This is a genomic window from Jeotgalibacillus proteolyticus (assembly GCF_002926065.1).
In the GTDB taxonomy this organism is placed as follows: Bacteria; Bacillota; Bacilli; order Bacillales; family Jeotgalibacillaceae; genus Jeotgalibacillus; species Jeotgalibacillus proteolyticus.
Genome location: NZ_PREZ01000001.1, coordinates 219415 through 234122, shown reverse-complemented (window position 1 = coordinate 234122; position 14708 = coordinate 219415). Strand labels below are relative to the sequence as shown.

Genomic DNA, 14708 nt, shown 5'->3' with positions numbered 1-14708 from the left:
TATAAAAAAAGGTGGTTGTGACGATGAATACGGTCATCGCATTTATTATTATTTTTGGAGCCCTGGTCTTTTTTCACGAGCTTGGACACTTTGTTTTTGCAAAGCGTGCCGGTATTTTATGCCGGGAATTTGCGATTGGTATGGGCCCGAAAATCCTTGCTTTTAAACGAAATGAAACACAATATACTATTCGCCTGCTTCCGATCGGCGGCTATGTAAGGATGGCTGGGGAAGATCCTGAAATGGTCGACCTTAAGCCGGGATTCCGAGTTGGACTGCTTTTAAATCAGGATGAGACTGTTCAAAAGATGGTTGTGAACAACAAGGACCGTTACCCAAATCTTCGGGTAGTGGAGGTAGCCGAAGCTGATATAGAAAAAGAGCTATATATCAAAGGCTATGAAGAAGGGGAAGATCAGCTTCAAACCTATAAAATTGCAAGAGATGCAGTGTTTGTGGAAGATGGAGTAGAATCTCAAATTGCCCCATGGGACAGACAATTTAATTCTAAGAAATTAAGTCAGCGAGCGATGGCGATCTTTGCCGGGCCTATGATGAATTTTGTTCTTGCCTTTATTGTATTTGCTGTAATTGGGCTATTGCAGGGAGTGCCTACACAGGAGCCTGAACTCGGCGAATTGCTTGATAATGGACCTGCAGCACAAGCCGGCCTTTTAGAAGGAGACCGTGTTCAGCAGATTGACGGTCAGGAAATCGATGCATGGAATGATCTTACTTCCGTTATTCAGCAGCACCCAAATGAAGAAATTACGATGACGGTGGTGCGCGGAGAAGAAACACTTTCTATTAATGTGACACCTGAAGTTCAGGATATTGAAGGTGCTGAGATCGGAATTATCGGCGTTTACAGCCCAATCGAAAAATCTCCTTTAAAAGCATTATCGTTCGGAGCCGAGCAAACCTATTTCTGGACGGTGACAATTTTTGATCTGCTTGGTCAGCTGGTTACCGGCCAATTCACTATCGATGCACTGTCAGGTCCGGTTGGGATTTACAAGTCAACTGAGGTTGTAGCCCAATCAGGTATATATTATTTAATGCGCTGGGGAGCGATTCTGAGCATAAATCTCGGTATTATGAACCTGTTGCCCCTTCCCGCCCTTGATGGTGGCAGACTGTTATTTTTCGGTGTTGAAGCCTTGCGAGGCAAGCCGATTGACCGTCAAAAAGAAGGCATGGTGCATTTTGTGGGATTCGCATTATTAATGCTTTTAATGATCGTCGTTACATGGAACGATATACAACGATTTTTTCTACAGTAGATGAAGCAGAGGTGTAAAGTATGAAACAAAGTCAAACATTAATTCCAACACTCCGTGAAGTACCGGCGGATGCGGATATAAAAAGCCATCAGCTGCTTTTACGCGCGGGATTTATCCGGCAGAATGCGAGCGGTATATACTCTTTTCTGCCATTAGGGAAAAAAGTATTGCAAAAGGTGGAAGCGATTATTAGGGAAGAAATGGATGAAGCAGGAGGCGTTGAAGTATTAATGCCTGCACTTCAGCCTGCAGAGCTTTGGGAGACAACAGGACGATGGGGCACATATGGACCTGAACTTATGCGTTTAACTGATCGGCATAACCGCTCTTTCGCATTAGGAGCTACGCACGAGGAAATTATCACAAGCCTGCTTCGTGATGAAGTAAATTCTTATAAAAAGCTTCCGTTGACACTTTATCAGATCCAATCTAAATTCAGGGATGAGAAACGTCCGAGATTTGGATTGCTTCGCGGACGCGAATTTCTGATGAAAGATGCTTATTCATTCCATAGCAATAAAGAAAGTCTTGATGAGGCTTATGAAAAGCTGATGCAGGCCTATTCAAATATTTTCAGACGCTGTGGACTTGATTTCAGAGCAGTTCAGGCAGATTCAGGAGCAATCGGTGGCAAAGATAATCATGAATTTATGGTGCTCTCCGAAATAGGAGAGGATACCATTGCTTTTTCAGATGCTTCAGATTATGCTGCAAATCTTGAAATGGCCGCTGTAACTACCAGCTACCCTGAACAGGCTCATAGTGGTAAAGATATGACGGCAGTTGATACCCCGGATCAAAAGACCATTACCGAGGTGGCAGCATTTTTAAATGTAGCAGCCTCAGACGTGGTTAAATCTATGCTGTTCATTGCGGATGAAAAACCCGTGCTTGTGCTGATAAGAGGGGATCACGAAGTAAATGAAATAAAAGTAAAACGTGCGTTAAATGCCAAAGTAGTTGAGCTAGCAACACACGAAGAGACGTCAACTTATTTAGCTGCCGCTGCTGGCTCAATTGGTCCAGTGGGGGTTTCTGAAGATATCACAATAATCGCTGACCATGCCGTTAAAAGCATGGGAGACCTAATAATTGGCGCCAATAAGGAAGGCGTACATTATAAACACGCGAAGCTTAATCGGGATTTTTCAATCAGTCAATTTGAGGATCTGCGCTTTGTTGTTGAGGGAGACCCTTCTCCGGATGGCAACGGTACTATTCAGTTTGCAAAAGGCATTGAAGTGGGCCATGTCTTTAAACTCGGAACCGTATACAGTGAGCCGTTAAATGCTACTGTTCTCGATGAAAATGGGCGTGCTACACCGATGATCATGGGCTGCTATGGTATTGGGGTTTCAAGAACCGTTGCAGCGATTGCTGAGCAGTTTAATGATGATAAAGGATTAACATGGCCAGTTAATATTGCGCCATATGACCTGCACGTTATTGCTGTTAATATGAAAGATGAACTTCAATCACAAGTAGCAGAAGAGCTTTACAAACTGCTTAAGGATTACAGATACCAGGTATTACTTGATAACCGCCCGGAAAGAGCAGGCGTTAAATTTGCAGATTCAGATTTAATAGGCCTGCCTGTTCGCATTACTGTAGGAAAAAGAGCTTCTGAGGGAATTGTTGAAGTGAAAATCCGCAAAACGGGTGAAGTCCATGAGGTCCAAAAAGAAGAGCTGACAGATAAATTACAGGATATTTTCCGGCAGCTGTCGAATATATAAGCAAATGACAGACGACATTAGGCTGGCGCAACGGTGCCGGCCTTTCTGTCTGGTTAGGGGGAAAAATGAACCAATCAACCGATCTATCCAAAAAAGAAAAGTTTAGATTACTGCTCCAGCAGCTGGAGCTGACAGATGATGAATTCGTCCGTTTTTTTGAAGAGGCTGAAATTGACCGCTTATCTGTACATAAAGGAACAAAGAAATGGCATTTCTATTTTAAATTTTACAACGTTATTCCTTGTTCGGTTATGAAAGAATTTACAAAGAGGATTTCACAGTCTTTTCAGCATATTGCTCAGGTGGATTTTTCTATCTCTATTTCAGGTGAACAGTTTACAGAAGATCACATCGTGGATTACTGGTCTGTCTGTTTAGAAGAACTTCAAGGCATCGCTCCTCCATTGCTTAAGCTTCTATCCAATCAAATGCCGGTGGTCAACGGAAATCGGCTTGTCGTGAATGTTTCAAACGAGACAGAAGGCATGCAAATTAAAAATAAATATGCGGACATTCTTTGCCAGGCGTTCTCGAAATGGGGATTTCCAAGCTTATCCCTTCAAACTGAGGTAAACCAAAACCAATCTACTGCCGAATACGATGCGTTTGTAGAGTCCAAGAAGAAAGAAGAAGAGGAATGGGCAAAACAGGCAATTATTGAAAGGCAGAAGATGGAGGATGCCAAAGCTCAAGGGGAAGCTCCAAGTGGTCCTTTATCAATCGGATACTCTATTAAACCTGATGAACCGGTTGAAATCCGTACAATCCAGGATGAAGAAAGAAAGATTGCCATTCAAGGCCTGATATTTGATGCAGAAGTAAAAGAACTGCGCAGCGGCAGATCACTTTTAACCTTTAAAGTTACGGATTATACAGACTCTATTTTGGTCAAAATGTTCTCTCGTGACAAAGAGGACGCTGCTATTATGCATACGGTTAAAAAAGGCATGTGGGTCCGGGCAAAAGGATCGATTCAAAATGATACCTTTGTACGGGACCTCGTTATGATTGCCTCTGATGTCATGGAGATTCAACCAGATCTAAGACAGGATACAGCTAAAGAAGGCGAGAAAAGAGTTGAGCTTCATCTGCATACACCAATGAGCCAGATGGATGCGGTATCGTCCGTATCTGCTCTTGTTTCCCAAGCAAAAAAATGGGGACACGAAGCGATTGCGATTACTGATCATGCAGTGGCTCAATCTTTCCCTGAGGCTTACGCTGCCGGACAAAAAAACGGTATTAAAATTATATATGGAGTGGAAGCCAATCTTGTAGATGACGGTGTTCCTATTGCTTATAATACGGCTGACCGTTCATTGGAAGAAGCAAACTATATTGTATTTGACGTTGAGACAACAGGACTCTCTGCTGTTTACGATAAAATCATTGAGCTGGCTGCAGTCAAAATACACGGCGGTGAAATTGTTGACACCTTTGAACGCTTTGCAAACCCGCACCATCCGCTATCAGCTACGACGATTAATCTGACTGGTATAACGGATGATATGGTCAGGGATGCGCCTGAAATTGAAGACGTCTTAAGGGATTTTCACGAATGGGCAAAAGACGACATATTAGTTGCTCATAACGCCTCATTTGATATGGGATTTTTAAATGTCGGCTACCGTAGAATCGGTCTTGGCAAAGCAGCTAATCCTGTAATCGATACGCTGGAGCTGGCGAGATTTTTACATCCGGAAATGAAAAATCACCGGCTAAACACATTGGCGAAAAAATTCGATGTGGAATTAACCCAGCATCACCGTGCCATTTATGATGCTGAAGCAACTGGCTATATCCTTGTGAAAATGCTTAAAAAAGCACAGGAAAGAAGTATCTTTAACCACAACCAGCTGAATGACTACATGGGAGCAGGGGACGCTTATAAGCGGGCACGGCCTAATCATGTCACATTGCTTGCTTCAACTCAGACCGGCTTAAAAAATCTCTTTAAGCTCGTTTCGATTGCTCATTTAGAATATTTTTACCGGGTGCCCAGAATTCCGCGCTCTGTATTGCAAAAGCACCGCGATGGAATTTTGATTGGTTCCGGCTGTGATAAGGGTGAAGTATTCGAAGGGATGATGCAAAAATCGCCTGAAGAAGTGGAGGACGTTGCTTCCTTCTATGATTATATTGAGCTGCATCCTAAGGCTGCTTATAAGCATTTAATCGAACTTGAATTAATACGCGATGAAAAAAATCTTGAAGAGATTATGAAGAAGGTCTCTGATATGGCGGACAAGCTGAATCTGCCTGCTGTAGCGACTGGGAATGTTCATTATCTGAACCCGAATGACAAGGTGTACCGGAAAATTCTCATTTCGTCCATGGGAGGAGCAAATCCGCTGAATCGTCATGAACTCCCGGATGTCCATTTCAGAACCACAAATGAAATGCTTGAGGAGTTTGCATTTCTCGGTGAGAAAAAAGCAAAAGAGCTCGTTGTGGAAAACTCCAATAAGATTGCAGGACTTATAGAGGATCTTAAACCGATAAAAGATGATCTTTACACCCCGAAAATTGAAGGGGCAGATGAAGAAATGCGGAATATGAGCTACTCTATGGCCCGGAGCATTTATGGCCCGGAGCTTCCTGAAATAGTGGAAGCCAGGCTTGAAAAAGAACTCAAAAGCATCATCGGGCATGGATTTGCTGTTATTTATTTAATTTCTCATAAACTTGTTAAAAAATCATTGATCGATGGATATCTGGTAGGGTCCCGGGGCTCAGTTGGCTCATCATTTGTTGCGACAATGACGGAGATTACTGAGGTTAATCCGCTGCCGCCTCATTACGTCTGTCCTGAATGCAAAAAATCGGAATTCTTTGATGATGGTTCTGTCAGCTCAGGCTTTGACCTGGAGGATAAAGACTGTTCTGAATGCGGAATTCCGCTCATTAAGGACGGTCAGGATATCCCCTTTGAAACCTTCCTTGGCTTTAAAGGAGATAAGGTTCCCGACATTGATTTGAACTTTAGCGGTGAATACCAGCCGGTAGCGCATAACTACACCAAGGAGCTGTTTGGGGAAGACTATGTATATCGCGCAGGAACTATAGGAACGGTAGCCGATAAAACCGCATTTGGATACGTTAAGGGCTACGCAGGAGATCGTAATCTTCACTACCGGGGAGCAGAGGTTGAAAGACTGGCACAGGGATGTACCGGTGTAAAACGGACAACCGGACAGCATCCCGGAGGAATTATTGTTGTTCCGGATTATATGGATATCTATGATTTCTCACCAATACAGTTTCCGGCAAATGATAGTGAGTCTGAATGGAAAACAACGCACTTTGACTTTCATTCGATTCACGACAATTTATTAAAGCTCGATATTTTAGGTCATGATGATCCGACAGTGATCAGAATGCTGCAGGATTTATCAGGCATCGATCCAAAAACTATCCCGACAGACGATCCTGAAGTAATGAAAATCTTCAGCGGGACTCAATCACTTGGCGTTACAGAAGAACAAATTATGTGTAAAACCGGAACGCTTGGAATTCCTGAATTTGGTACAAGATTTGTGCGCCAGATGCTTGAAGATACGAAGCCGACTACTTTTTCTGAACTTGTTCAGATTTCAGGATTATCACACGGGACAGATGTTTGGCTTGGCAATGCGCAGGAACTGATTCATAACGGTATTTGTGAATTGTCAGATGTAATCGGGTGCCGGGATGATATCATGGTCTATCTCATTTACCAGGGACTTGAGCCTTCTCTTGCATTTAAAATTATGGAATTTGTTCGTAAAGGTAAAGGGCTTACGCCTGAGTGGGAAGAGGAAATGAAGAAAAATAATGTTCCAGACTGGTATATTGACTCGTGTAAAAAGATAAAATACATGTTTCCAAAAGCCCATGCTGCAGCATATGTTTTAATGGCTGTGCGTATTGCCTACTTTAAGGTTCATCACCCAATCCTTTATTACGCTGCTTACTTTACAGTCAGAGCTGAGGATTTTGATCTTGAGGCAATGGCTGCCGGATCTCAGGCGATCAGATCCAAAATAGATGAAATCAATGCTAAAGGACTCGATGCCTCACCGAAAGAAAAAAGCAGTCTGACCGTTCTAGAGCTTTGCCTTGAAATGGTTGAGCGCGGCTTTTCCTTTAAGCAGGTGGATTTATATAAATCCGATGCAAAAAACTTTATCATTGAAGGAAACACGCTTATACCTCCATTTAATGCAATTCCCGGACTTGGAACGAATGCAGCGCTAAACATTGTCGCTGCAAGGAAAAATGGAGAATTTCTTTCTAAGGAAGATCTCCAAAAAAGAGGAAAAGTATCTAAGACCATTATTGAGTATCTGGACTCACAGGGCTGCCTTGAGGGATTGCCTGATCAGAACCAGCTGTCCCTGTTCTGATCCATTTGCAACAGTGCGCAATATATGGTATTATACTTTTGGAAATACTACTGATAACTCTGACGTCGAAAGAGTGGGTGCCGCCCGCTCTTTTGTGTTGTTTCAGACATTTTTCAAAGAATAATGGAGGAAACGGATGAGTAAAATTACTGAACTTACAGAGCAATTGGCAACCCCTATTCTGGAAGATATGAACCTTGAACTTGTTGATGTTGAATTCGTAAAAGAAGGCTCCAATTGGTTTCTGCGCCTTTATATAGATAAGGAAGCCGGCGTTGATATCGAGGAATGCGGCCAGGTCAGCGAAAAGCTCAGCGAGAAGCTGGATGAGCTCGATCCGATTCAGCAAAACTACTTTTTGGAAGTCTCTTCTCCAGGAGCCGAACGGCCTTTAAAAAAGGAGAAAGACTTTGAAAGAGCAATAGGGAAAAATGTTCATGTTAAAACCTATGAACCAATTGACGGACTTAAAGAAATTGAAGGGGTACTTGCCTCCTATGACGGTTCAGCTCTTACGGTTGACGTCATGATTAAAACACGAAAGAAAACAATAACAATCCCAAAAGAAAAAGTTGCAAAAGCCAGACTTGCTGTTTCCTTTTCTTAATTAATGAAGGGGCTTGAAGGGAGATGAGAAATTAATGAGTACGGAATTATTAGATGCTCTTGTATTTCTTGAAAAAGAAAAAGGAATTGATCGTGCAGTTTTAATTGATGCGATTGAAGCTGCATTGGTTTCTGCCTATAAGAGAAACTTTAACCAGGCTCAAAACGTTCGGGTTGATCTTAACCTGGATAATGGCTCTATGAGAGTATTTGCAAGAAAAGAAGTGGTTGATGAGGTATTTGATTCAAGACTTGAAATCTCCATAGAAGATGCACAGGAAAAAGACCCGGCTTTTGAGGTTGGCGATATTTTGGAGCTCGAAGTAACACCGCGTAATTTTGGACGCATTGCAGCTCAGACAGCCAAACAGGTTGTAACACAAAGGGTGCGTGAAGCAGAGCGGGGGATCATTTACACGGAATTTGTGGACAGAGAAGATGACATTATGACTGGGATTGTTCAGCGTCAGGACCATCGCTTTATTTATGTTGCTTTAGGCAAAATTGAAGCACTTCTTCCTCTCAATGAGCAAATGCCCAATGAATCCTACAAACCTCACGACCGTATTAAAGTCTACATTACTAAGGTAGAACGTACGACAAAAGGACCTCAGATTTTTGTTTCAAGAACTCATCCGGGTTTATTGAAGCGTTTGTTTGAAGTGGAAGTGCCGGAAATATTTGATGGCACAGTTGAAATTAAATCGGTATCACGTGAAGCGGGAGACCGTTCGAAAATTTCTGTACATACAGAAAATAGTGAGATCGATCCGGTTGGCGCATGTGTTGGCTCTAAAGGCACACGCGTCCAGGCGATCGTGAATGAACTTAAAGGCGAGAAAATCGATATCGTTCAATGGTCGGAAGATCCGACGATTTTCGTTGCGAATGCGCTCAGCCCTTCTAAAGTCGTGGATGTACAGGTAAAGGAAGAGGACAAGGCAACAACCGTTGTAGTTCCTGACTATCAGCTTTCTCTGGCCATTGGAAAACGCGGTCAAAATGCCCGTCTGGCTGCTAAGCTTACCGGCTGGAAAATTGATATTAAAAGCGAAACGGATGCGCGCGAAATGGGAATTTATCCGCGTGATGACCAGCCTTTATTTACCGATGAAGAAATGGATCAATCCTTTACCTATTCGGACGATGATATCGAATAAGGGGGACAGACTGCCATGCCGTCTAAAAGAAAAGTACCGCTCAGAAAATGTATTGCAACAAACGAAATGAAAGAAAAAAAAGAAATGGTACGGATTGTCCGCTCAAAAGAAGGCGTCGTATCCATTGATTTGACAGGGAAAAAATCAGGACGCGGAGCTTACCTTTCAAAGGATAGAACCGCCATTGAAAAAGCCCGCAAAAAAAATATTTTAGCAAGCCACTTACAGGCAGCAGTAGATGATTCAATCTATCAGGAATTGCTTGAATTAGTGGAAGCGGACCAGGTCAAATGAGCCAGCCTAAATGGATGTCATTGCTTGGTCTTGCGACTCGAGCAGGAAAAGTGATTTCAGGAGAAGAATTGGTCATTAAGGAAGTCAGAAACCGCAAAGCAAAATTAGTTTTGCTAGCTGAAGATGCTTCCGGAAACACTGCCAAAAAAGTTACTGACAAAAGCCAGTATTACGGGGTACCTGTACGGCAGGTAACAGACCGATACACGCTTGGTCATTTGATTGGCAAGGATGCCCGAGTCACGATTGCGGTGATGGACCAGGGCTTTGCTAAAAAGCTGCTTGCACTGCTCGATGAATCTTAACGGGGGTGAACGAATGAGTAAAACACGTGTATATGAATACGCAAAAAAACAAAATGTCACCAGTAAAGAAGTAATCGATCTATTAAAAACGATGAACATAGAAGTAAAAAATCATATGGCAACATTAGAAGGAGAGGCGATCACGAAATTGGATGCTTCTTATAATAAAGGAAAATCAACTGCACCCAAAACTGATTCAAAAAATAAACCGGAAACTAAAACTGCTAACCGGACTCAAGGCAGCCAGCAGCAGGCCAGCCAGGCAAACCGCGGAGGCCAGGGCGGTTCTCAAAATAGAGGTCCTCAAACCGGGGGCAACAGAGGCGGACAAAACCAGGCCGCCAATAAAGGCCGTGCCGGTGGTCAGCGCAACAATAACCAAGGAAATCGCGGAGGCAAAAACCGCAACCAAAAATCAAAAACTCCTTATCAGCCAGCTCCAGTGAAACAAAAAGAGCTGCCGGAAAAGATTACGTTTGTGGAATCCCTGACTGTAGCAGAACTTGCAAAAAAATTGCACCGCGAGCCTTCAGAGGTTGTAAAAAAATTATTCATGCTTGGAGTAATGGCAACAGTTAACCAGGAATTGGATAAGGATGCAATCGAGCTTATTTGCACAGATTATGGGGTAGAGGTAGAAGAAGAAATTCTTATTGATTCTACCGATCTTGAAACGTATTTTGAGGAAGAGCAGGATGCAGACGCTCAGGTTGAACGTCCTTCGGTTGTTACGATCATGGGGCACGTTGACCATGGTAAAACAACGCTTCTTGACTCCATCCGTAAAACAAAGGTGACTGAAGGAGAAGCAGGCGGAATCACGCAGCATATTGGTGCCTACCAGGTCGAAGTGAATGATAAAAAAATCACATTTCTTGATACTCCGGGTCACGCAGCCTTCACTACGATGCGAGCTCGAGGCGCAAAGGTAACAGATATTACGATCCTTGTGGTTGCAGCAGATGACGGCGTGATGCCGCAGACTGTAGAAGCAATCAACCACGCGAAAGCAGCAGAGGTGCCGATTATTATTGCTGTTAATAAGATGGATAAACCTTCTGCAAATCCTGACCGTGTGATGCAGGAATTGACAGAGCATGGTTTAGTTCCTGAAGCATGGGGCGGAGACACCATTTTTGTACCTGTGTCTGCATTAAATGGCGAAGGAATAGACAATCTATTAGAGATGATCCTGCTTGTCGGGGAAGTCGAAGAATATAAAGCAAATCCAAAACGCCGTGCGCTTGGAACGGTTATTGAAGCAGAACTCGACAAAGGAAGAGGATCCGTTGCAACCCTTTTAGTTCAGGACGGTACTCTTCAGGTTGGAGATCCTATTGTAGTCGGCTATACCTTTGGACGTGTCCGAGCTATGGTCAATGATCTTGGCAGACGTGTTAAATCTGCAGGTCCATCGACTCCTGTTGAAATTACAGGACTTAATGATGTACCTCAGGCAGGCGACCGTTTTGTAGTGTTTGAAGACGAGAAAACCGCCCGTTCCATCGGTGAAACAAGAGCCCAGCAGGCTCTTCAGGCTCAGCGCGGAGAAAAAACACGCGTAAGTCTTGATAATCTGTTTGAGCAGATGAAACAAGGTGAAATGAAAGACCTTAATGTAATTGTTAAAGGGGATGTGCAAGGCTCGGTTGAAGCTGTCGCAGCATCACTTTTAAAAATTGCTGTAGAAGGCGTAAACATTAAGATTATTCATACTGCAGTAGGGGCTATCACAGAATCAGATATTACATTGGCAGCAGCATCAAATGCCATCGTAATCGGATTTAATGTCCGCCCGGATGCCAACGCAAAACGCGCAGCAGATGCTGAGCAGGTTGATGTACGTCTTCACCGGATTATTTACAAAGTAATTGAAGAAATTGAAGCAGCAATGGAAGGGCTTCTTGATCCGGAATTTGAAGAAAAAGTAATCGGCCAGGCTGAGGTTAGACAAACCTTTAAGGTATCTAAGGTCGGTACAATCGCAGGAAGCTATGTGATTGAAGGGAAAATTACAAGAGACAGCGGAATCCGTTTATTGCGTGATGGTGTCGTAATTTTTGAAGGTGAACTTGATACACTGAAACGCTTTAAGGACGATGCTAAAGAAGTAGCAAAAGGCTATGAGTGCGGTATTACCATTAAAAACTTTAATGACGTAAAAGAAGGCGATATTTTTGAAGCCTTCGTCATGGAAGAGATTAAACGATAATGATTGCCTATGCGGAATGCGAATTTAAAATCGAACATTCCCATTCCTTGAAGGAAAAGCGGGCTGTGCTGCAGCGCGTTCTTTCAAGGGTAAAAAGGCAGTACAATATATCCATTGCTGAAGTCGACCATCAGGATGTGTGGCAGAGAACAACAGTTGAACTTGTGGCTGTTGCTTCTTCAAAGCATGCAGCCGAAAGAGAAATTCATCGTGCAATAAAGCTGATGGAATCCTTTCCTGAATGGGAGGCTGTCTCGATTACGATCGACTTCATGTAAATGGGTATTTTACCATTTAAATGAGAGGTGAACGTTAAATGTCGTTACGATCGAACCGCGTTGGAGAGCAGATGAAAAAAGAACTCGGTGATATCATTGGACGCAAAATAAAAGATCCAAGAATTGGTTTTGTCACTGTAACAGATGTAGAAGTAACAGGCGATCTTCAGCAGGCTACCGTATATATTACGGTGCTTGGTGATGAAGAACAGCGTGAAAATACATTACGTGGACTTGCCAAAGCAAAAGGATTTATCCGATCAGAAATCGGACAGCGAATCCGTTTGCGGAAAACACCGGAGCTTTTATTTGAGTTTGATGAGTCCATTGACACAGGAAACCGGATTGAATCGCTAATTCGTGATTTAAAAGAGCGGGACCAATAACAGCAGGAGCAGCAGGCTGCCCGAATTTTCGGGTAAGAAGTGACAGTCACTTCTCGTGTCCGCTGCTCTTTTTTTATTGCTTAATCAGCTCTTAAAGAAAGGAAGAATGAAGGATGAATGGAATTCTCCCAATTTGGAAGGAGCCCGGATTAACCTCCCACGACTGTGTGTTTAAAGTCAGAAAGCTGCTAAAAATGAAAAAGGTGGGCCACACCGGAACACTTGATCCGGATGTCGATGGGGTTTTACCGATATGTCTTGGCAGAGCAACGAAGATTGCAGAATATATTACCGATTCAGGAAAGTCGTACCGTGCAGAGGTTACAATCGGAAGCTCCACTGCAACCGAGGATGCAAGCGGGGAGGTTATCAGCCGGAAGAAAGTAGAAGAAAATTTCACATATGAAGATCTCACAACAGTACTAAGCTCTTTTGAAGGTCAGATTAAACAAACTCCACCGATGTATTCAGCAGTTAAAGTGAACGGGAAAAGGTTATATGAGTACGCCAGGCAGGGAATTATGGTAGAACGCCCAACCAGGACAGTCCAAATTAACCGGATCCGACTTGTTGAAAATACATTACTGAAAAAACAACAGGAACTCAGCTTCTCAATCGATGTAGACTGCGGAAAAGGCACCTATATCCGGACACTTGCTGTAATGATTGGGGAGAGGCTTGGGTATCCGGCCCATATGTCTAAGCTGACACGCACCTCTTCAGCAGCGTTTACAAAAGAGAATTGTGTGACGTTATCACAGCTTGCAGAACTTGCAGAGGATTCTAATGCATTACATAAATACTTAAGGCCTCTTGAGGAAGGGATTTCTCAATTGAAGAATCTTACTATTAGTGATACAGTAGCAAGTAAAGTTAAGAATGGAGCTGTGCTTTCTATGCCTGAGGATTGGACTGCCGACTATGGTGAACCGGTGGTATTAACTTATCAGCAAAAAGCACTCGCTATTTATCACCTGCATCCATCCAAAGAGGGTCTTATTAAACCGGTTAAAGTTCTTTGGGTAGATTGAGAAAGGAATCATCCATGAAGGTCATCACTTTGCATCATCCCCATTCAATGAATCAGCATGATTTTCCGGAGCTATCCTTGGCGCTCGGTTTTTTTGACGGTGTTCATCGCGGTCATCAGACCGTGATTCAAACTGCAAAATCGTATGCAAGGGAGCACGGGCTAAAAACTGGAGTTATGACTTTTGATCCCCACCCTTCAGTCGTATTGAGCACGAAAAAAAAAGAAGTAGATTATCTAACTTCGATAGAACGTAAGCTTGAGCTTTTTGCAGAGCAGGATGTGGACTACGCCTTTGTGGTTCGTTTTACATCAAGTTTTGCAAGCCTTGAACCCCAGCAGTTTGCTGACCAATATCTCATTGCTTTAAACGCGGCTCACGTAACAGCCGGGTTTGATTATACGTATGGAAAATTTGGACGCGGTACAATGGAGACTCTTCCATTTCATTCACGCAATAAATTTACATGGACTGCAGTGGGAGAAATTAAGGACGAGGAAGAAAAAATAAGCTCAACCCGTATCCGCAGGATATTGAAGGAAGGAAACGTGGAAGAGGCAAATCGTCTGCTCGGTTATCACTACCAGCTTGAGGGTCTGGTCGTGCATGGGGATAAAAGAGGGCGTAAAATTGGTTTTCCAACTGCTAATATACAAATAAACCACGAACTCCTGGTGCCTTCTACAGGCGTTTATGCGGTCAGACTTTTCGTTCACGACCGCTGGATTGAGGGAGTTTGTAACATTGGCTATAAACCGACATTTAATTCCCCAGATCATAAGGTACTAACTGTGGAGACCCACTTATTTAATTTTAACGAAAACATCTATGGTGAAAAGATAAAGGCAGAATGGCATGTACGGATTCGCAGTGAGAAGAAATTCAATGGCATTGAAGAGCTGGTTGGACAAATTGAGCGCGACAAAGCTGCAGCGATAGATTATTTTAAGCAGCTGGATACATAAGTTGCAGTGTATTCTGTATTATGATATTATAGAAACGCATGATCATGAACCATTGCTTGGCAAGTCG

At 43.1% G+C, this 14708-nt stretch carries 12 protein-coding genes; all 12 read left to right on the top strand.

Annotation, left to right across the window (positions count from 1 at the left end; genetic code table 11):
• The first annotated feature begins 23 nt into the window (after positions 1-23).
• A complete protein-coding gene (rseP, locus tag C4B60_RS01215; protein WP_104055911.1) occupies positions 24-1283 on the top strand; it encodes an RIP metalloprotease RseP in 1260 nt (419 codons plus the stop codon).
• A 20-nt stretch (positions 1284-1303) separates the two neighbouring features.
• Complete coding sequence (locus C4B60_RS01210) at positions 1304-3019, top strand: proline--tRNA ligase (RefSeq protein ID WP_104055909.1); 1716 nt, start codon at positions 1304-1306, stop codon at positions 3017-3019.
• A gap of 65 nt (positions 3020-3084) precedes the next feature.
• Positions 3085-7404, top strand: coding sequence for a PolC-type DNA polymerase III (locus C4B60_RS01205; RefSeq protein WP_104055907.1), 4320 nt, complete (start codon positions 3085-3087; stop codon positions 7402-7404).
• Between the two features lie 136 nt (positions 7405-7540).
• On the top strand, positions 7541-8011 hold the full coding sequence (gene rimP / locus C4B60_RS01200; RefSeq protein WP_104055905.1) for a ribosome maturation factor RimP: 471 nt from the start codon (positions 7541-7543) through the stop codon (positions 8009-8011).
• A 34-nt stretch (positions 8012-8045) separates the two neighbouring features.
• The gene (gene nusA, locus C4B60_RS01195) at positions 8046-9170 is read left to right on the top strand and encodes a transcription termination factor NusA (protein ID WP_104055903.1); all 1125 of its coding nucleotides are present in this window, start codon (positions 8046-8048) and stop codon (positions 9168-9170) included.
• A 15-nt stretch (positions 9171-9185) separates the two neighbouring features.
• Entirely contained in the window at positions 9186-9464 is a 279-nt protein-coding gene (gene rnpM, locus C4B60_RS01190; RefSeq protein ID WP_104055901.1) for an RNase P modulator RnpM, read from the top strand.
• Positions 9461-9769 (top strand): YlxQ family RNA-binding protein, encoded by a 309-nt coding sequence (locus C4B60_RS01185; protein WP_104055899.1) that lies wholly within the window; start codon positions 9461-9463, stop codon positions 9767-9769. The genes rnpM and C4B60_RS01185 overlap by 4 nt, the downstream gene beginning before the upstream one ends.
• A gap of 13 nt (positions 9770-9782) precedes the next feature.
• A complete protein-coding gene (gene infB / locus C4B60_RS01180) occupies positions 9783-11981 on the top strand; it encodes a translation initiation factor IF-2 (RefSeq protein WP_104055897.1) in 2199 nt (732 codons plus the stop codon).
• Positions 11981-12259, top strand: a complete 279-nt coding sequence (locus C4B60_RS01175; RefSeq protein WP_104055895.1) for a DUF503 domain-containing protein — start codon at positions 11981-11983, stop codon at positions 12257-12259. Before infB ends, C4B60_RS01175 begins: the two co-directional genes overlap by 1 nt.
• Positions 12260-12297: 38 nt before the next feature.
• Positions 12298-12645: a 30S ribosome-binding factor RbfA gene (gene rbfA / locus C4B60_RS01170; protein ID WP_104055893.1), complete on the top strand. Its 348-nt coding sequence runs from the start codon at positions 12298-12300 to the stop codon at positions 12643-12645.
• 113 nt (positions 12646-12758) lie between these two features.
• On the top strand, positions 12759-13676 hold the full coding sequence (truB, locus tag C4B60_RS01165; protein ID WP_104055891.1) for a tRNA pseudouridine(55) synthase TruB: 918 nt from the start codon (positions 12759-12761) through the stop codon (positions 13674-13676).
• Between the two features lie 14 nt (positions 13677-13690).
• Positions 13691-14641: a riboflavin biosynthesis protein RibF gene (gene ribF, locus C4B60_RS01160; protein ID WP_104056627.1), complete on the top strand. Its 951-nt coding sequence runs from the start codon at positions 13691-13693 to the stop codon at positions 14639-14641.
• The last annotated feature ends 67 nt before the right edge of the window (positions 14642-14708 follow it).

Bases quoted from the DNA above. Each gene is read 5' to 3' on its own strand.
- rseP (WP_104055911.1), top strand. From the start codon at position 24: ATGAATACGGTCATCGCATTTATTATTATTTTTGGAGCCCTGGTCTTT.
- C4B60_RS01210 (WP_104055909.1), top strand. From the start codon at position 1,304: ATGAAACAAAGTCAAACATTAATTCCAACACTCCGTGAAGTACCGGCG.
- C4B60_RS01205 (WP_104055907.1), top strand. From the start codon at position 3,085: ATGAACCAATCAACCGATCTATCCAAAAAAGAAAAGTTTAGATTACTG.
- rimP (WP_104055905.1), top strand. From the start codon at position 7,541: ATGAGTAAAATTACTGAACTTACAGAGCAATTGGCAACCCCTATTCTG.
- nusA (WP_104055903.1), top strand. From the start codon at position 8,046: ATGAGTACGGAATTATTAGATGCTCTTGTATTTCTTGAAAAAGAAAAA.
- rnpM (WP_104055901.1), top strand. From the start codon at position 9,186: ATGCCGTCTAAAAGAAAAGTACCGCTCAGAAAATGTATTGCAACAAAC.
- C4B60_RS01185 (WP_104055899.1), top strand. From the start codon at position 9,461: ATGAGCCAGCCTAAATGGATGTCATTGCTTGGTCTTGCGACTCGAGCA.
- infB (WP_104055897.1), top strand. From the start codon at position 9,783: ATGAGTAAAACACGTGTATATGAATACGCAAAAAAACAAAATGTCACC.
- C4B60_RS01175 (WP_104055895.1), top strand. From the start codon at position 11,981: ATGATTGCCTATGCGGAATGCGAATTTAAAATCGAACATTCCCATTCC.
- rbfA (WP_104055893.1), top strand. From the start codon at position 12,298: ATGTCGTTACGATCGAACCGCGTTGGAGAGCAGATGAAAAAAGAACTC.
- truB (WP_104055891.1), top strand. From the start codon at position 12,759: ATGAATGGAATTCTCCCAATTTGGAAGGAGCCCGGATTAACCTCCCAC.
- ribF (WP_104056627.1), top strand. From the start codon at position 13,691: ATGAAGGTCATCACTTTGCATCATCCCCATTCAATGAATCAGCATGAT.